17 protein-coding genes are annotated in these 19,568 nt (G+C 44.1%); all 17 read left to right on the top strand.

The genetic code is table 11. The features are described 5' to 3' along the window. The first annotated feature begins 201 nt into the window (after nt 1-201). A complete protein-coding gene (locus NYE25_RS08940) occupies nt 202-1,185 on the top strand; it encodes a polysaccharide deacetylase family protein (protein WP_341145733.1) in 984 nt (327 codons plus the stop codon). A gap of 76 nt (nt 1,186-1,261) precedes the next feature. Further along, nucleotides 1,262-2,530, top strand: coding sequence for a M16 family metallopeptidase (locus NYE25_RS08935; protein WP_042189409.1), 1,269 nt, complete (start codon nt 1,262-1,264; stop codon nt 2,528-2,530). Beyond that, a complete protein-coding gene (gene dut / locus NYE25_RS08930) occupies nt 2,505-2,951 on the top strand; it encodes a dUTP diphosphatase (protein WP_188114606.1) in 447 nt (148 codons plus the stop codon). The genes NYE25_RS08935 and dut overlap by 26 nt, the downstream gene beginning before the upstream one ends. A 195-nt stretch (nt 2,952-3,146) precedes the next feature. Then, a complete protein-coding gene (gene dpsA / locus NYE25_RS08925) occupies nt 3,147-4,043 on the top strand; it encodes a dipicolinate synthase subunit DpsA (protein WP_341145732.1) in 897 nt (298 codons plus the stop codon). A 1-nt stretch (nt 4,044) separates the two neighbouring features. Further along, a complete protein-coding gene (locus NYE25_RS08920; RefSeq protein WP_042189406.1) occupies nt 4,045-4,641 on the top strand; it encodes a dipicolinate synthase subunit B in 597 nt (198 codons plus the stop codon). A gap of 354 nt (nt 4,642-4,995) precedes the next feature. After that, entirely contained in the window at nt 4,996-6,219 is a 1,224-nt protein-coding gene (gene dapG / locus NYE25_RS08915; RefSeq protein WP_042189405.1) for an aspartate kinase, read from the top strand. A gap of 13 nt (nt 6,220-6,232) precedes the next feature. Beyond that, the gene (gene dapA, locus NYE25_RS08910; protein ID WP_341145731.1) at nt 6,233-7,108 is read left to right on the top strand and encodes a 4-hydroxy-tetrahydrodipicolinate synthase; all 876 of its coding nucleotides are present in this window, start codon (nt 6,233-6,235) and stop codon (nt 7,106-7,108) included. A gap of 510 nt (nt 7,109-7,618) precedes the next feature. After that, on the top strand, nt 7,619-9,298 hold the full coding sequence (locus NYE25_RS08905) for a ribonuclease J (RefSeq protein WP_042189403.1): 1,680 nt from the start codon (nt 7,619-7,621) through the stop codon (nt 9,296-9,298). Nucleotides 9,299-9,513: 215 nt separating this feature from the next. After that, the gene (locus tag NYE25_RS08900; RefSeq protein ID WP_179281594.1) at nt 9,514-10,293 is read left to right on the top strand and encodes a ClpP family protease; all 780 of its coding nucleotides are present in this window, start codon (nt 9,514-9,516) and stop codon (nt 10,291-10,293) included. Next, nucleotides 10,290-10,502: a YlzJ-like family protein gene (locus NYE25_RS08895; RefSeq protein WP_042128829.1), complete on the top strand. Its 213-nt coding sequence runs from the start codon at nt 10,290-10,292 to the stop codon at nt 10,500-10,502. The genes NYE25_RS08900 and NYE25_RS08895 overlap by 4 nt, the downstream gene beginning before the upstream one ends. 78 nt (nt 10,503-10,580) lie before the next feature. Then, on the top strand, nt 10,581-13,241 hold the full coding sequence (locus NYE25_RS08890) for an FtsK/SpoIIIE family DNA translocase (protein WP_341145730.1): 2,661 nt from the start codon (nt 10,581-10,583) through the stop codon (nt 13,239-13,241). A gap of 651 nt (nt 13,242-13,892) precedes the next feature. Then, on the top strand, nt 13,893-14,759 hold the full coding sequence (gene sleB / locus NYE25_RS08885) for a spore cortex-lytic enzyme (protein ID WP_341145729.1): 867 nt from the start codon (nt 13,893-13,895) through the stop codon (nt 14,757-14,759). 136 nt (nt 14,760-14,895) lie between these two features. Continuing rightward, nucleotides 14,896-16,173: an EF-P 5-aminopentanol modification-associated protein YfmF gene (yfmF, locus tag NYE25_RS08880; protein WP_042189400.1), complete on the top strand. Its 1,278-nt coding sequence runs from the start codon at nt 14,896-14,898 to the stop codon at nt 16,171-16,173. A gap of 2 nt (nt 16,174-16,175) precedes the next feature. Further along, nucleotides 16,176-17,456 carry an EF-P 5-aminopentanol modification-associated protein YfmH gene (yfmH, locus tag NYE25_RS08875; protein ID WP_341145728.1) on the top strand — a complete coding sequence of 427 codons (1,281 nt, stop codon included), beginning with the start codon at nt 16,176-16,178 and terminating at the stop codon, nt 17,454-17,456. A gap of 39 nt (nt 17,457-17,495) precedes the next feature. Beyond that, complete coding sequence (ymfI, locus tag NYE25_RS08870) at nt 17,496-18,224, top strand: elongation factor P 5-aminopentanone reductase (protein ID WP_076299349.1); 729 nt, start codon at nt 17,496-17,498, stop codon at nt 18,222-18,224. Nucleotides 18,225-18,360: 136 nt separating this feature from the next. Then, on the top strand, nt 18,361-18,624 hold the full coding sequence (locus NYE25_RS08865; RefSeq protein WP_042189396.1) for a DUF3243 domain-containing protein: 264 nt from the start codon (nt 18,361-18,363) through the stop codon (nt 18,622-18,624). Nucleotides 18,625-18,800: 176 nt separating this feature from the next. Then, complete coding sequence (locus NYE25_RS08860) at nt 18,801-19,568, top strand: DUF3388 domain-containing protein (protein WP_042128818.1); 768 nt, start codon at nt 18,801-18,803, stop codon at nt 19,566-19,568.

The following is a 19,568-nucleotide window of genomic DNA, read 5'->3' as shown; positions in this document are numbered from 1 at the left end:
TTAAAAGAGACAGAAGCGATTTGCGTTCTGGCTCTTTTTTTATATGAACGAAGCTGGAAAACTGTAGCAAACATTCCTATCTATTAGTCTTGTATCTGTTCATGACATAAATTCCTTCCTTGTCTCATAGATTGGGACAAAGTGTCTTTGTAATCGTGTGGAACGAACCTGAAATTCGTTTCTACCGGGGAGGAAGTCGTCATGAAGACGGAAAAAGTGGCATTAGTGGTTGCTTGTGTAGCAATCGTGATAGGAATTGGTAGCACACAGGGACCAGTCAAGGACATGCTTGCGCAATTGAAGCCGCAGGATGATCTTGCGGTGTGGATGGATATCCCTAAGGCGGCGAACAACGATCTTCGTCTGAGGATTGAGACCGCCGCGGCCAAGCTAAATGCACCTCCAGTGGATGCAGTGGTTGACCGGGTGTGGAAAGCCATTCCGGGTTATAACGGACTTGAGATTGATGTAGAGAGTACCTATCGGAATGCTCTTTTGGCACCAAAAGAGCCCATAAAGTTAGTGTATCGGCAGATCGAACCAAAAGTATCGTTAAATGAACTGGGAGCAGAACCTATATATCGAGGAAATCCGGCGAAACCGATGGTATCACTGATGATTAATGTGGCTTGGGGGAATCAGTATATCTTGCCAATGCTGGATATTTTGGATGAAGAGAACGTGAAAGTTACGTTTTTTCTGGATGGAAGCTGGCTGAGTAAGAATCCAGAGCTTGCTACAGAAATGTTAAAGCGTGGTCATGAGATGGAGAATCACGCCTATACCCACCCCAATATGAGTACTTTAAGTCGAGCGCGGGCTACCGTTGAGATTGAGAAGACGCAAAAGCTGCTAAAGGAATCGCTTGGAGTCACTAATAAATGGTTCGCGCCTCCATCTGGTGATTTCGATCAAGAGACAGTAGAAATCGCTAGCAGCTTGGGCTTAAAGACTGTACTCTGGACTGTAGATACGGTGGATTGGCGCAATCCTTCTCCTGAATCTATAGTTGCCAAAATCACAAGCAAAGCTGAACCCGGCACACTTGTTCTAATGCATCCTACTGCCTCATCCTCCAAGGCGCTGAAGGCCATGATACGCGGGATAAAGGCAAAAGGGTTACTGCTAGGAACAGTTAGCCAAACGCTGTCAGCGGAGCGTTTAATCCCCTCTGATGTTGAGTGAGTGATCTATTTCTGGTAGGATTATAGGCACGTGTATTAATTTAGATAGAACATGGCTATTGCCAGGAGGACATGAAGTGGAAAAAATAGTATTATCCAATGGATTACGAGTAGTGATGGAAAAAATTCCGACCGGCCGGTCCGTTTCATTTGGAATATGGGTGAAGACAGGTTCCCGGAATGAACACCCTGGAAACAACGGGATATCCCATTTTGTAGAGCATATGCTTTTTAAAGGTACGGACCGATATAGTGCTAAAGATATTGCCGAACAGTTCGATGCTATTGGCGGCAATGTAAATGCGTTTACTTCTAAGGAATATACTTGCTATTATGCAAAAGTACTGGATGAGCATCTGCCTATCGCAGTAGATGTGCTAGCAGATATGTTCTTCCGTTCACGTATGGATGCTGAAGAGCTGGAGAAAGAAAAAAACGTCATCCTTGAGGAAATTTCTATGTGCGAAGATACACCAGATGATCTTGTGCATGATTTGATGTGTGCTGCTGCTTACAAGGATCATCCGCTTGCGTATTCTATCCTTGGCTTAAAGGAACGGCTGATGGAGATGAAGCCGGATGATCTTCGTGCCTACATGAAGGAGCAGTATACGATTGAGAATACGGTAATTAGTGTAGCTGGGAACATCAGCGATGGATTGATTGAGCTGCTGGAGCAGCATTTTGGTTCTTTTGCTAATCATGGCACATCTGCGCCGTTGACTCCACCGGATTATTATGGGGACTTGTTGTTTCACCGCAAAAAAACAGAACAGAATCATATCTGCCTTTCCTTACCAGGGGTCCGCTCTGGCGACCCATTGCAATATGCTATGGTGCTTATTAATAATGCCATTGGCGGCGGTATGAGCTCACGGATGTTCCAAGAGATTCGTGAAAAACGTGGCCTAGCCTATTCTGTATATTCATACCACAGTTCTCAAGCGGATTCTGGTTTGTTCACGGTCTATGCTGGAACAGCACCGAAGCAAACTAAGGATGTAACGGAGCTAATTAAGGAAATGATGTACGAACTTGCTACTGAGGGTCTTAGTGAAGATGAACTGAGAAAAGGCAAGGAGCAGCTTAAAGGTAGCCTTATTCTTAGCCTGGAAAGCACTAGTAGCCGGATGAATCGGATTGGAAAAAATGAACTTATGCTCGGAAAACATAACACATTAGACGATATGATCGCCAAGATTCAGTTAGTAACGATGGACAATATCAACAGTGTGCTTGATAATATGTTTGCTGAGCCGCTTTCTTTAGCGATGGTAGGCTCAACAGATAAAGCTATTGCAAATGTTAGGAGAGATGATCTTGTCTTATTACGTACAAATCAATAAACTAGCTGGAAACGAGGATGTTAATCTTCCTTGTAAAATGTCAGAACAGGCTTCCGGGTATGATCTATATGCCGCAGTTGATAGCGAAGTCGTGCTTGCACCTGGAGAACGTGCATTAATTCCAACAGGCATATCATTAGCTATGCCAGACGGATTAGAAGCTCAGATTCGTCCACGAAGTGGACTAGCCTTGAAGCATGGGATTACGTGTTTGAACACACCTGGAACGATTGATGCTGATTATCGTGGAGAGATCAAAGTGTTGTTGATCAATCTAGGGCAAGAGCCATTTGCTATCGCTCGTAATGAGCGCATTGCCCAAATGGTATTTCAAGCGGTTCCAGTGGTCACTTTGGTTGAAGTAGATGCTTTATCCGAAACAGAACGTGGAGCCGGAGGCTTCGGTCACACTGGCAAATAATATGACTTATTAAAAAGCTTGCGAATTTATGCCTAATCGGCGTGATTCGCGAGCTTTTTTTCGTTTGAATATGACAATTTATAAGTTTCACATTTAAGCCTGCATGGTAATTCTTCTCCGCTTTTCACCCATTAAGAATGCCCAGCATAAGATGCTCTATAGTCGATAGTGTATGTTGAAAGGAGCGTCATCCCTATGCTTACTGGCGTCAGGATCGTGTTCCTGGGCGGGGACGCGAGACAGCTTGAAGTGATTCGGAAATGTGTGGAATTGGATGCGACGGTAAGCGCTGCCGGGTTCGATAAGTGGGATGCCCCTTGCCCAGGGGTGAGCCTTGAACAGATGACGGTAGAGCTGCTTAGTAATGCAGATGTATTAGTATTGCCTACGGTTGGTTGTGATGATGAAGGGAATATCAGTGCTCTATTTTCTTCTGAACGCTTAATGCTCTTGGAGGAACATTTTGCTGCTCTGCCACCCCATTGTTTGGTTTATAGCGGTATGGCTAAAAGCTACTTACGCGGCATGTGCGCCAAGCATTCGTTAAAGTTAATTGAATTGCTTAATCGTGACGATGTAGCCATCTACAACTCCATCCCAACAGCGGAAGGGGCACTGGTTATGGCCATACAGAACACGGATTTTACCATTCACAGTTCCAAATCGATGGTACTGGGTTTGGGCAGAACGGGTTTTACAATGGCAAGAAGTCTACAAGGACTGGGTGCTAGTGTTAAAGTCGGAGTTAGAAAACAGGAACATTATGCACGTGCTGAAGAAATGGGCTGGAAGCCGTTTATGACCAGTGAACTTTTGCTTCATGTGTCGGATGTTGATCTGATATTTAATACGATTCCAAGTATGATCATCACCGCACAAGTACTCTCACGTATCTCACCGCATTGCTTAATTGTCGACCTGGCTTCTGCTCCAGGTGGATGTGACTTTCGTTATGCTGAGAAAAGAGGAATTAAAGCGATGCTGGCACCTGGACTCCCTGGCATTGTAGCTCCTAAAAGCGCTGGGATTATTATGGCAAATGCGCTGGTTCAGTCGATATCGGACGAGGCTTTAATCAAGGGGGACGAATAAAATGGATTGGCACGGAAAAACAGTAGGGTATGCGATTACCGGATCTCACTGCACATTTGCGGAGGTAATGCCGCAAATTCAACGCTTCGTAGATGGAGGAGCAAACGTAGTGCCCATAGTTTCAGCATCCGTACTAGGCACCGATACCCGCTTTGGAACATCGCAAAATTGGCTAAAACAGTTGAAAGATATAACAGGTAATGATATCATTTCTACAATTGTTGAAGCGGAACCGCTGGGTCCTTCCAAGCTGCTGGATGTGCTGACGATAGCACCTTGCACTGGAAATACAACGAGTAAATTGGCAAATGCTATGACCGATAGTCCAGTGCTCATGGCTGCAAAATCGCAGATGCGCAATGGACGTCCACTTGTTCTCGCGATATCTACCAATGATGGCCTAGGTCTTAATGCCGCAAATATTGCAAAGCTTCTAGTGGCTAAACATATTTATTTTGTGCCATTCGGACAGGATAACCCTGAGGGCAAACCTAATTCGTTAGTAGCGCGTATGGATCTTATCCCAGAAGCTTGCTATGCCGCTTTGCAAGGTAAACAACTACAGCCGATGATTATTGAAAAGTTTCATTCCGTCTAGAATAGGGCGGAATCGGTGGAGCTAGTTGCGGACATAAAAGGGGAGATGTACTAAATGAGCAATGAGAAGTTAAATGCCGCCTTGGTCGGAGTTACTTCTTAATCAATAGATGCGGTCGTTAACGCTCAAAGCCAAGATCTGCTAAACCCATTGCTGAGATCATTGCCACCAAAAAATATAAGATTTACTGCTACCGTCCTCATTTCGAGGGCGGTACAACCATTTTTCAAAATAAAAGAAAATTACTTAAGAAATAAGCTTACGTACTGTAAAGGAATTTCTCATTAGAGACGAAATGAGTTCTATTTACGAACGATTAGTGTGTTTGCTTTGACAATAATGGAGGAATTATACATGGGTATTCTGGTACAAAAATTCGGAGGAACATCACTTTCAACACCACAAGCTAGAGAGCACGTCATTCGTAATGTCAAACGGGAGCTCGCTAGTGGCTATAGTTTGGTCATTGTCGTTTCGGCAATGGGCAGACGCGGAGAACCTTATGCAACAGATACTCTGCTGGATTGGGCTGTTCAGAATGGAGATTCACTCCCAGAGCGTGAGAAGGATCTCTTGATGTGCTGTGGTGAGATTATCTCTGCTACTACACTTTGTGGCCTACTGGAGAATGAAGGGATTGCTTCTACGGTACTAACGGGAGCTCAGGCTGGTTTTATGACAGATAGCAACTATGGCAATGCAAGAATTCTAGATGTACGTCCTGAACGTATTCTTCGGGAACTGCGTGAAGATAAAGTAGTTATAGTGACCGGGTTCCAAGGACAGACTGAAGCTGGTGATTTGACGACTTTGGGCCGTGGAGGAAGTGACACCTCTGCGACTGCACTGGGTGCTGCCCTTCATGCAGATATGGTTGATATCTATACAGATGTTAACGGGATTCTTACAGCAGATCCGCGGATCGTTGAAGATGCAAAACCGCTAACGTATGTTAGTTATACAGAAATTTGTAATATGGCTCATCAAGGAGCAAAAGTGATCCATCCACGTGCGGTTGAGATTGCTATGCAGGCACAAATTCCAGTACGCGTTCGTTCAACATTTTCTGAGAATGAAGGTACGCTGGTTACGAATCCTGAAGGATTCAACGACATTCAGTCTGGCGGCATTGTAGATCGCTTCGTAACAGGGATTGCTTATGTCAGCAACGTCACACAGATTTCTGTGGAGTGTCCAGATGGAAATGGTACGGGCGTTCAACTGCAAATTTTTAAAAGTATGGCCGACAACGGAATAAGCGTTGATTTTATTAATGTAACACCTACTGAAGCTCTTTATACTGTGTTCGATGACAAATCAGAAAAGGCCATCTCAGTTCTTCAGCAATTGGGCTTGCGTCCTAAGAGTTTATCAGGTTGTGCAAAAGTTTCCGTTATCGGGGGCGGAATTAATGGTGTACCTGGTATTATGGCGCGGATCGTTGAGGCACTTAGCTCACAAAATATTCAGATTCTCCAATCCGCAGATTCGAATACAACGATTTGGGTGCTGGTGAAGAAAGAGGATATGGTGCAGTCCCTGCGTTCGCTGCACGCTATGTTTGAATTGCACCGCTAAGGAGGAATTCAAAGTGGATTTCGGAAGATTAATAACAGCCATGGTAACCCCCTTTGACGGGGATGGAGAAATCAACTGGGATGTAACTTCACAGCTTGTCGATTATTTAATTGAGGAACAGAAATCAGAGGCATTGGTTGTCTGTGGTACAACTGGGGAATCCCCAACGTTAAGTGATGAGGAGAAACTGCAGCTGTTTTCTTTTGTACTAGAGAAGGCGAATGGTCGCTGTAAAATTATTGCTGGAACAGGCAGTAATAACACGAAGCACTCTATTCACCTCACGAAGGAAGCGGAGAAAATAGGTGTGGATGGCGTACTTTTGGTCGTTCCTTATTACAATAAGCCTAATCAGGAAGGGCTCTATCAGCATTTTTCTGCGATTGCTACGGAGACTTCATTGCCAGTCATGCTGTATAATGTTCCTGGTCGCACGGGTGTAACTATGAGCGTGGGCACAACTCTTCGACTTGCTGAAATATCGAATATTGTTGCGACAAAAGAATGTGCATCTGTCGATCAAGTAACACTTATCGCTTCTGCGTGTTCCGATGACTTCCGTGTATATACTGGTGATGATTCTGCGGGCTTAGCTAGTCTAGCCGTAGGAGGATACGGAATTATCAGTGTAGCTAGTCATGTGGTTGGTGCACAGATGTCAGAAATGATCTATGCATACACCTCAGGAAATGTTCAGCGAGCGGGAGAGATCCATCGGCAATTGTTCCCTATTTACAAGGGGTTGTTCGAATGTCCACAACCTTTACCGAATCCTTCAGCGGTCAAATATGCTTTAAGTCTGAAAGGTCTGCCTGTTGGAGGCGTCAGATTGCCGCTTATTTCACCTACTGAAGCTGAGGCGGCCTTTATCGAGGCACTATTTCACTAAGTGCTGAACAATGATATTCTAGTCTTTAAACCGGCTTCTCCTGTGGAGAGCCGGTTTTTATATTTATTATATTTTGCTAAAATAATGGGTCACATTTAAGGAAAGAATTTGGATACGAGATAGGGTGACTTGTCTTTTGCCAAAAAAATCATGTATAATGATCTTAAGTGACTGGGTGCGGTTAAAATTAAATATGCGGTAATCTTCCGTCAATGGTATACATTGTGAGACAGGATAGGTCCCAAGATGAGTCTGTGTAAATGATTGAAATGTCTTCGCGCGAGGGGCGCGACGGTGAATTTTGACGGCATTTGTCCGCTTCAATATGAACTTTACTGCCCGGAATCGGGAGCTTTCGCATTGCGCATTTTACAGATATCAGGAATATCCTTGTTAATTAAGGAAGCTATCAGCTGTTTGAAGAATGTGTTCAGCGCCGCTGAAATAATCGAAGTTCAATATTTACCAATAAAAGTATGACGTCCAACATCATAGGAGGGTTAGATTCATTTGTCCAAAAAAAACAACAACGATAAATTGATGATTTTCGCATTGGGCGGAGTCGGAGAAATCGGGAAAAACATGTATGTCATTCAATATGGAGCTGACATTGTAGTCGTGGATTCGGGACTTAAGTTCCCGGAAGAAGATATGCTCGGTATTGATATTGTAATTCCTGATATCTCTTATTTGACAGAGAACCGTGACAAGGTAAGAGGGATTGTACTTACCCACGGACACGAGGATCACATCGGTGGTCTCCCATATGTCCTGAAGAATTTGAATGTTCCGGTTTACGGAACAAGACTTACATTAGGCCTTGTAGAAAACAAATTGAAGGAAGCAAACTTACTGGGTGACACCAAACGAATTCTGATCAATGAAGATTCAGAAATTCAACTGGGAAGCTCGCTCAAAGTTACTTTCTTCAGAACCAATCACAGTATTCCTGATTCCGTCGGTGTATGCATAGAAACACCGGAAGGTAACGTAGTTCATACGGGAGATTTCAAATTTGACCACACTCCAGTCAACGGTCAATTTGCAAATCTGCATCGGATGGCTGAAATTGGTCAGAAGGGCGTGCTTGCTCTTTTGTCGGATAGTACAAATGCTGAGAAACCAGGCTTTACCCCATCTGAGAAAAATGTTGGTATCGTTCTGGAAGACATTTTCCGCAAAGCTGAACAACGTGTCGTTGTAGCAACTTTTGCTTCCAATGTGCACCGCATTCAACAAGTGGTTAATGCAGCAGAATCCACAGGTCGTAAGATTACAGTAATTGGCCGTAGTATGGTAAACGTTGTATCCATCGCTTCTGAGCTTGGATATCTGAACGTACCTGACGGTATGCTGATCGAGCCTGAAGAAATGAACAGAATGGCAGCGAACCGTGTCGTTGTTCTTTGCACAGGATCCCAAGGCGAGCCAATGTCCGCATTGACCCGTATGGCACGTTCCAGTCATCGTAAAGTAGATATCTTGCCAGGTGATACTGTTATTATTGCAGCAACACCGGTACCAGGTAACGAGAAATATGTAGGTCGTACCATTGATGAATTGTTCCGTCTTGGCGCTAACGTAATTTATAGCGGTTCCAATTCTGGCGTTCACGTATCCGGTCACGGTAGCCAGGAAGAGCTTAAGCTTATGCTCAACCTCATGAAACCAAAATATTTCATTCCAATTCACGGTGAATACCGTATGCAACGCAAACATGCGCTTTTGGCAGAATCCGTTGGCGTAGAGTCTCAGAACATTTTCATCACTGAAATCGGTGAGATAGTGGAAATTCAAGGCGGTGCCGCTCGTAAAGCTGGTAAAGTAACGGCTGGTAACGTATTGATTGACGGTCTGGGTGTAGGTGATGTAGGTAATATTGTATTGCGTGACCGTAAGTTGCTGTCTCAAGATGGTATTTTGGTTGTCGTGGTTACACTAAGCAAACAGAATGGTGCAATTGTCTCCGGACCTGACATCATTTCTCGTGGTTTCGTTTATGTTCGTGAGTCCGAAGGACTGCTTGACGAAGCGAATCGAATTGTTTCCAGTACACTGCAGCGCCTGATGAGTGAGAAAGTAAATGAGTGGGCATCGCTTAAAACAAGCGTAAAAGATTCACTCGGTCGTTTCTTATACGAGCAAACGCGTCGTAGACCGATGATTTTGCCAATTATCATGGAAGTGTAAGGAGAATTCTCCTTAAATAAATATATAGCTTGGGCATTGGCCCCTTTTCCCCGGAAATATTGGACGGTTTCTACGGGAAAAGGGGTTTTTGTATTGTTTATATTCACATCATGAGGAGAGGTTTGCATAATGCGGGGCCCTGAAATGTCATACTAATGAAAGTTAGTAAGGCTATAGCAGACCAGAGCTGCATAAGAAAAGGGAGAGCTGCGAAAATGAACTACATGAATGGATCAAATGGAGCAAAGAATGAGGAAGTTATACCACAAGAGGGAAATCCAAGTACAAATGAAAACATGCCGCCCACTACAATGGGTGCACTTAAAGAGCTTGGACAAACAGCGGTTCCTACGGGTGAACCGGATATCTTTTGCATAACGATCATCGGTCAGATTGAAGGCCATATTGTAATGCCTCCTCAGAACAAAACGACGAAATACGAACATATCATTCCCCAGCTGGTGGCAGCTGAACAGAATAAGAATATTAAAGGTCTGCTTATTATTTTAAATACTGTTGGTGGAGATGTAGAAGCTGGTCTAGCGATTGCCGAAATGATTTCTTCGCTCTCTAAACCAACGGTAACAGTAGTCATTGGAGGGGGCCATAGTATTGGCGTTCCGATCGCTGTATCCTCTACGTATTCAATTATTGCGGAAAGTGCAACAATGACGATACATCCGATTCGTATGAATGGCTTAGTAATTGGAGTGCCACAGACGTTCGAATACATGGAAAAAATGCAGGAACGTGTAGTGAAATTCGTTACTTCTCATTCTCGGATTTCTGAAGAACAGTTCCGTGACCTTATGTTTAAGACAGGTGAGCTCAATCGTGATATTGGAACAGCCGTTGGGGGGTTGGACGCTGTTAAATATGGTCTCATGGATGAGGTGGGCGGGATCGGAGCTGCCTTAGCGCATCTTAACCGCATGATTGGTGGAGATTTCTCTGCAGCGCCTACAGCAGCGATTTCGGGAGGGCTTACGCAATGACACTCTATACGATAATGTCGATGGAACAGGTGTGGGAGGGGGCGTTTAATAATTACGCTACAACGCGAGAAGTAAGTGTTCAGGGGATGCTCATGCAGGTTGAGCCGATGGAGGAAGGACGCGCGCGCATAGTAAGATTGCTGGATTGTCCTTTGGAGCGATATTTAGATCCGTCGTTCTCTCCTGGAGCGATAATTACGTTAACATAAAGATTCATTTTTTGACAAAAGAGAACATAGGTACGCCACGCCATTATATGGTATAATGTTGTTCCGGGGGTGGCTGGCGTGGCTAAACGAAAAAAGAAAAAGAAAAAAGCGCTGCTCGGCAGCGTTTTAAAATATGAAATTTACGGAATTTTACTAATAACGATATCCGTTATTGCTCTGTCCGGTGAAGCGGCGGTAGGGCGGTCACTTTCAAGTATGGCGGGTTATTTATTAGGGAGATTTTATTTTGTGTTGCCGCTTATTGGTATTTTTTATGGGCTTATGGTTATGATCCATCGAAGATGGCCTTCTTCTTGGAACAGTCGACATACAGGCGTGCTTCTGCTTCTGCTATCCATGTGCCTTATGAGCACTATTTCTGCAATGGAGCAGAAGCTTGGCCCGTTGTCCTTGCTCCATCCTGGCAACGTGATGACACAAATACATAATGATCTTTCGGGATCTCTTTCGCCCGGTGTTAACAATAGTAATGTCTATATGCTGGGTAAGGATATAAGTGGTGGATATATCGGCGGATTGGAGTATGCTGCGCTGCTGTGGCTCTTTGGTAGTCTGGGAGCTAAGCTGCTCATGATCGTTATGCTTGCCATCAGCTTTATGTTAATTACAAATCTCTCCTATGTAGAGATTATTACTCTTTTGCGAGTTCGTACGGTTAAGTTTGTGGAGGGGATTCGACTCCATGCGGCAAACCGTCCGAAGGCAGTCCCAGTAGCGGCTAGACCTTCCAAAGCAGCCGCACCCGCAAAGACTCGGCCAGTGAAGCAGCCTGTCTATGACGAAGATGACGAAGAGGAAGAAGACGATCGATATTTACCTAATCGTAAGCAACCTGTTCTATTGAAAAAAATATCCGGTTGGTTCACAGGCTCCACCCGTTCAGAGGCGGAAGCCGATTCTGAGGATGATGATCATGGTCCAATTGTAACAAGTGCTTCGCACGGCCCGATCATTTCTGGGCTTTCAGTAGATAGTCGTGTGACTCCACTTGAGGATATCCATCATGATTTTGATGATGCAGATATGGATATGGAACCTGTGACTCCAATTATTCGCGACTTCTTTGAGCATATCCGCTCAGAAGGGCTGAATGAGGAAGATCGGGAGGAATGGAGTGAATTCTCTCCAGCAGCTCGTGGTGTTACCGTCAAAGCTCCTGTTGCTGGGGTTAATCCAGTTAGTCAACAGCCTTCAGATGAGCCTGAGGAGAATGTGACTATTGACTTGGATGGATTGCTAAGCGCCACTCCTGATGGACAGATCATTCCTGCTCCACCGGCACCACCTCCACCAAAACCATATAAGTTGCCATCTTTCCGACTTTTAGCCAAACCTAATAACAGCGGCAAAGCGGGAGATCAGAATGATTATATGCAGACCGCCCGTAAGCTAGAAGCTACCCTAGAGAGTTTCGGTGTAAGAGCAAAGGTTCTCGAAGTAGTTAGAGGTCCAGCGGTTACACGGTATGAGATTCAGCCGGATATCGGTGTCAAAGTTAGCCGTATTGTTAATCTGACGGATGACATTGCGCTTGCTCTTGCAGCCAAAGATATACGTATGGAGGCGCCAATTCCGGGTAAATCAGCCATTGGGATAGAGGTACCAAATTCCGAAGTGTCTATTGTGACCATGCGTGAAGTTATGGAGACACAGATCTTTCAGGAAGCTGAATCCAGATTATCGATTGCTTTTGGACGTGATATTTCGGGTCAGACGATTATCGGTAATTTAGCGAAGATGCCCCATTTATTGGTGGCTGGTGCAACGGGTTCTGGTAAATCGGTTTGTATTAACGGGATTATTACGAGTATTTTATACAAAGCTAAACCCGATGAAGTCAAATTCCTGATGGTGGACCCGAAGATGGTAGAGCTGAATGTCTATAATGGGATTCCGCATCTTCTGGCTCCAGTCGTTACTGATCCGAAGCGGGCGAGCTTAGCTTTAAAGAAGATTGTTGTGGAAATGGAGAAAAGGTATGAACTCTTCTCCAAATCAGGTACACGCAACATGGAAGGCTATAATAAGCTGATGGCTGAGAACCCAGCTGCTATACTTCCGTATATCGTTGTTATTGTGGACGAGCTTGCGGATTTGATGATGGTTGCCGCTAACGATGTAGAGGATGCTATCTGTCGGCTTGCACAGATGGCGCGTGCAGCTGGTATACATCTAATTATCGCCACTCAGCGTCCTTCCGTGGATGTCATTACAGGTTTGATTAAGGCGAATATTCCATCTCGTATCGCTTTCGGCGTATCTTCCAATGTAGACTCACGTACCATTCTGGATATGCCAGGTGCGGAGAAGCTGTTAGGTCGGGGAGACATGCTGTTCTTACCGATGGGGGCTTCTAAACCGATTCGTGTGCAGGGTGCTTTTATGAGCGATCAAGAGGTTGAGACAATCGTTCAATATGTCAGCAGTCAAGGTGAAGCAGAATATGACGAGTCCATTGTTCCAGAGGTTGATGACACAATTGCTGAAGACCAGGAGCCACAGGATGAATTATATGAGCAGGCCGTAACGATCGTGCTTGAAGCGAAGCAAGCTTCAGTCTCGCTACTACAGCGCCGGATGAGGGTTGGTTACACCCGTGCAGCCCGTTTGATTGACTCTATGGAGGCTCGTGGGGTAATAGGGCCTTACGAGGGCAGCAAGCCGCGTGAGGTGCTTGTATCACTTGAGCAGTATCAGCATAACAAGATCAGTTCTTAAGCTGAACAAGTCAGTTTAAACCTTAAATAGACAGTAAAAAGGGGCCGTCGCCAAGTAGTTTGTACTACTTGGCGACGGCCCCTTACTCATGCTGAAGAAGTGTAAATGACACTTCAAATAATGGCTTTAGTGAAGCTACGAATGAGGCTCCGAGTGAAGCTTCATTAAAATAATTAGGGAATTTCTCCCTGAAATTCTGAGATTATTGGTTCTCAGACTTATAATTAGGGAAAAGCTCCCTATAATTTATTAATTTTGATAAGAAATAAAGGAATTGGCCTGATTTTTAGGGAGGAATTCCCTAATTCCATTCATTATCAGAGAATATCCACTATTTTCAGGGAGTTTTTCCCTAAAAGTGCGAACCTGTTACTTGGACTATTGTGAATTCATATCACTAAAATGTTGAAAAGTATGACGTATATCTATAATTTCAATTAATGCGTGGTTCCACAGTAAAATGTGGTCCTTTAAATTCATGATTCATATCAACTCCATGGTTTTCTTATTTCGAATATAGTTGATAATTATACTCAATTATAATGAAAAGCTATTTCTTCTTTTTTAGTAATGCATAGGATGCGTTGACAGTCGTCATAATAACTTTAGCCATCCATGCAGAACTTACAAAAGAAAGGTAGAGCGAACCCTATGAAGAAACAAAAGATGTGGATATTTGCTGCTTTAACTCTTGCACTTGCTGCCGCGCCGTTTGCAGGAACGTTTTTCAAGGGGAATGGCATTGTTCAGACCAAGCAAAGTGCTGCTGCGTCATTTGTCCACGAGTTAAATAATCCTGACGAAGAAGTCTTGCCGGCTTTCAGTACAACACCCATTAAACTTGGGTCCACGGGTCAGGATGTCTATGAATTGCAGGGGCGATTAAAGCATTTAGGTTATTATGCCGGAAAAATAGACAGTCATTTTGGGCCAAAAACGAAGAATGCAGTAACTTGGTTTCAATGGAAATTCGGAATGAAGTCTGATGGCATTGTGGGTGCCAAAACTAAGCTGAAGCTGTATAACGCCACGAAGAACTGGAAGCCTACTGAGCCTTCTACGGGCACGGGAAATAAGACAGCACAGAATAACACTGGCAATAAAACAAATACGTCCAATAAAACGAATTCGCCAGGATTGTCTTCAAGTAATTCGATGGGCTTATCGGAGAATGATCTCAAGATCATGGCTAATGCCGTGTATGGAGAAGCTAGAGGTGAGCCTTTCGAAGGTCAGGTTGCTGTTGCTGCGGTCATTTTAAACCGAGTGAAATCACCTAGTTTCCCGAATACGCCGTCTGGCGTTATTTTTCAACCGAGAGCATTTACAGCTGTGGCCGATGGTCAGATCTATTTGGAGCCGAATGAGCAAGCACGTAAGGCAGTAGAGCAAGCACTCAGTGGTTGGGACCCTTCCGGAGGATGTTTGTATTACTTCAATCCTAAAACAGCGACCTCTAAATGGATTTGGACCCGTCCTCAGGTGAAGACGATTGGTCAGCATATTTTCTGTATGTAAAAAGAAGGATAGAGAATTCAGAGAGCAACCGGGAAGAGGCTTCCGGTTGCTTCCTTACTTTGGAATGGTTTAGAATGGTTAATAATTCATAAACATGATGTAGAGCAACTATCCACGCCGTAAAGGAGTTTTGGACTTGACTAATAATGTATTTCAGCATGGCACCGTAGGAGGCTTGCGCATTCACGTTATGCCAACCAAGGCATTTAAGACCTACGCGATCTCACTTTATGCTGGGATCCCACTTGATGAGAATACAGTAACCTCTACTGCACTAGCTCCATTCGTGCTTCGCAGAGGTACCGCGACTTATCCGGAGACCACACAATTCCGCGAGCGTTTGGAGGAACTGTATGGCGCTGGATTCGGGTTTGATATTTATAAAAGAGGCGATTATCAAATCGTTCAGTTCCGCATGGATACTATTAATGACTCTTTTGTGCAAAGCCAGGAGAGCTTACTTGAACAATCCTTCGCTTTCTTAGGTGAAGTACTGACTCGTCCATTAGTTGAAGACGGCAGCTTCCGACCTTCGTATGTTGCAACGGAGCGTGAAACCGTTCGCAAGAAGCTGGAGTCCATCGTAAATGACAAGATACGTTACGCTGCTGAGCGCTGTATTGAGGAAATGTGCCGTAACGAGCCATATCGTCTTCACCCTCTGGGGCAAAGAGCGGATCTGGATCAAATCACTCCGAAAAGTTTGTATGAATCGTATAATTCCTGGCTGGATGATGCCATCCTTGATCTCTATGTAGTGGGTGACACTACAGCTGAGGAAGTAGAAAAGCTTGTACAGCGTCATTTCGGCCGGGTTCAGTCCGAGGTGGGCTTATATAGCTCTAAGTTCGTACCTGTATCAGTTAATGAGGTGCGGACTGTAGAAGAGAAGCTGGATGTCAGTCAGGGCAAGTTGAACCTGGGTCTACGCACCTCTATTACTTATAAGGATGATAATTACGCGTCCGCACTTATGTACAACGGAATATTAGGAGGGTATCCCCACTCTAAACTCTTCGTTAACGTACGTGAGAAGGCAAGCCTTGCCTATTATGCTTCGTCTCGTTATGACGGCCACAAGGGCATTGGAACGATTCAATCAGGTATCGAAACGCAAAATTACGGCAAAGCCGTGGACATTATAGAGAAGCAATTGGAAGAGATGAAAGCTGGCAATATCAGTGATCTGGAACTGAGTCAGACTAAAGCTATGATCCGCAATCAGCTTTCCGAGATTCCGGATTCTGCTTTTGAAATGATCTCTTACGACTTCAACCGCCAGTTGTCAGGAAAAGAACGGACAGCGGATCAGCTATTGGAGCAGGTGGAACAAATCGGTGCTGAAGATGTAAAAGCTGCCGCTGAAACCTTTCAGCTGGATACGATATATTTCTTGACAGGAAAGGAGGAATAACGATGGAACAAATTCATTACGACAGACTTCAAGAGACCATTTATCATGAGGTCATGGATAACGGACTTCAGGTATATGTGTTGCCGAAACCAACCTTTAAAAAGACTTATGCTACATTTGCAACTAAATACGGTTCTGTTGACAATCATTTTCATGTCGCAGGTGGAGAAGAGACCACTGTTCCTGATGGTATAGCTCACTTTTTAGAGCACAAAATGTTCGAAGAGCCAGAAGGCGATATTTTTGCTACCTTTGCTTCAAATGGAGCCTCGGCCAATGCTTTTACAAGCTTTGATCAGACAGTTTATCTTTTCTCAGCAACAGAAAATATAGAGACCAATCTTAGTACGCTCGTTGATTTTGTTCAGCTACCTTATTTTACAGATGAGAATGTAGAAAAGGAAAAGGGAATTATTGGTCAAGAAATCAATATGTATGCTGATAATCCGGACTGGCGCGTGTATTTTGGCCTTATTGAAGCGATGTATTCGAAGCATCCGGTTCGGATTGACATTGCAGGTACGGTAGAATCGATTAGTACGATCACGAAAGAAACGCTGTACACATGTTATAACGCTTTTTATCACCCTAGCAATATGTTGTTGTTCGTGGTTGGGGGTGTGGACCAGGAGAAAGTATTTTCCTTGATTCGCGCTAACCAAAAGGGTAAAACCTACGGCAAGCAGGGTGAAATCAAGCGTATTTTTGAAGATGAACCCGAACAAGTCGCTACAAAACGGCTAGAAAGCAAGCTTGCTGTTTCGATGCCGAAAATCATGTTTGGTTTCAAGGAAAAAGTAGAAGATCTAACAGGTGAAGCTTCTCTGAAACGCGACCTGATAACGAAGCTAATGCTCGATTTGTTGGTAGGTAGTAGCACAGCATTGTATCAAAAGCTTTATGATGAGGAATTGATCTCGGACAGCTTTGGATATGAATTTAATAGTTCTCCGCAGTATGCTTTTTCTGCAATGGGTGGGGATACAAAGGATCCGGATTTGCTTTTAAAACGAATTAAAGAAGAAGTAGATCTAATCTTAAAGTCTGGCTTTGCGGAGAAGGATTTCGAGCGGGCACGGAAAAAGAAAATTGGCGGTTATTTGCGCATGCTGAACTCCCCTGAAAGTATCGCACATGAATTTACACGCTACCAGTTCCGTGGTGGTGACCTGTTTGAAGTTCTGCCTATGTATGAATCGATCACTCTGGCAGAAGTAAATGAGCGTCTGCAAGCCCATGTAAACTGGGAACAGCTTGCCGTTTCATTGGTGGTGAGTCCTTAGGTGAGCGTTTTGGGAGAGAGCAGCAAACCACTAGGGGAAATGACAGTGCTCATTACAGGGGGAAGCGGAGGGATCGGCGGCGCCATTGCGGAACGATTTGCTTCTGTGGGGATGAATATAGTTATTCATTACAGACACTCACATGAAGCTGCGAATGATGTCGCTCGGCGTTGTATGGCCCTTGGCGCAAAGGTAATGACAGTAAACGCGGATATGAAGGATCGTAGTCAGATTGTACGTATGGCGGAAAAGCTTGAGAGTAATGGGATGCAGCCGGATATTCTCGTCAATAATGCCGGTAAATCGCATTACGGAATGCTAGCTGATGTGACCGAAGAGGAATGGGATGACATTATGTCCATTAACTTGAAGGGAACCTTTATGTGCAGTCAGATCTTTATGCCGTACATGGTGTCACAACGTTATGGTCGTATCATCAACGTTTCTTCCGTATGGGGAATCACTGGAGCTTCTTGCGAAGTAGCTTATTCGGCTAGCAAAGGTGGAGTGAATGCCTTTACAAAGGCTTTAGCTAAAGAGCTGGCTCCATCTGGTGTAACGGTTAACGCGGTAGCTCCAGGAGCGGTTAATACGAACATGCTGTCCAATTTACAGGAGGATGAAGTCCGTATGCTGGAGGATGAGATTCCAGTAGGGCGTTTGGCTACGCCTAATGAGATATCTTCACTAATTTATTTTTTGGCTTTGCCTGAGTCCGGGTATATCACTGGTCAGATTATTAGTCCAAATGGTGGATGGATTACCTGATCTTCAGTTGGAGAAAAGCTCCAGCATAATAACTTAGCTTATAAGACATATTATAAGTGTTGTTTTTAAATCTCACGTAAGGCGGCTTACAGCCTGTATGCAGGTGTTTGACCGTAAACATGAAGGAGGATTTAAGATGACACAAGAAGATAGCGTAATCAAAAATTTTGACACCTGGAAGAAATTTCTAGGTAAACGAGTTGTACAGGCGGAGAAACTTGGGATGAGTGAAGACACAATCTCAAAGCTGGCTTTTGAAATTGGGGAATTCCTCGATGAAAAAGTGGATCCAGCAAACACTCAAAACCGTGCAATCAAAGAGCTATGGGACGTCGGCAACGATGAAGAAAAGCAGACGATTGCTAAACTCATGGTCAAGTTGGCGAAAAATCACGCCTAAGCTTGCGGAAAAGCTCCCCTTGTGGGAGCTTTTCTGCAATTATTACAGGACTGACCTTGCCTTTCATTTTTATTTTATATATCATTAACATGACCCGTGTTTCAGACCGCTTTGTCTGAACGGCATTTTTTTGATGTATATCAAAGTGCGGGAAAAGGAATCTATGAGGTGTACAAGTGGAATATAAACAATGGTATATGGAATACAAGATTCACAAGAACAGACCCGGTCTGCTTGGTGATATCGCTTCAATGTTAGGGATGCTAGAAGTCAACATTCTGACGATTAATGGCGTTGAAGGAAAGACTCGCGGAATGTTGCTGGAGACCAATGATGATGACAAAATAATGCTGATGGGCGAAATGCTCAAGAAAGTTGATAATATTACAGTTTCAGCTCTGCGGTCTCCAAGACTCGTAGACAAGCTGGCTGTGCGCCATGGGCGATATATTGAACGGGATTCAGATGATCGGAAGACGTTTCGGTTTACTCGGGATGAGCTTGGTCTATTGGTCGATTTTCTCGGGGAACTGTTTAAAAAAGATGGAAATCAGGTAATAGGACTTCGAGGTATGCCCCGTGTAGGAAAGACGGAATCAATCATTGCTGGCAGTGTCTGCGCGATGAAGCGTTGGACATTTGTCTCCTCGACACTTTTACGTCAGACGGTTCGAAGTCAATTAGCAGAAGATGAGATGAACCCACATAATGTATTTATCATTGATGGTATTGTTAGTACGATCCGCTCTAATGAGAAGCATTATAATTTATTACAAAATGTTATGAGTATGCCAAGCACGAAAGTGATCGAGCATCCAGATATTTTTGTGCGGGAATCTGAGTACACCTTTGATGATTTTGATATTATTATCGAGCTTCGCAATAATCCAAATGAAGAAATATTGTACGAGTCGTTTACGACTAGCTACAGTGATGATTTATAG

The sequence above is a fragment of the Paenibacillus sp. FSL E2-8871 genome (assembly GCF_038000345.1).
In the GTDB taxonomy this organism is placed as follows: domain Bacteria; phylum Bacillota; class Bacilli; order Paenibacillales; family Paenibacillaceae; genus Paenibacillus_AQ.
Note: the sequence above shows the minus strand (reverse complement) of the source record. Positions and strands in the feature narration are given on the sequence as shown.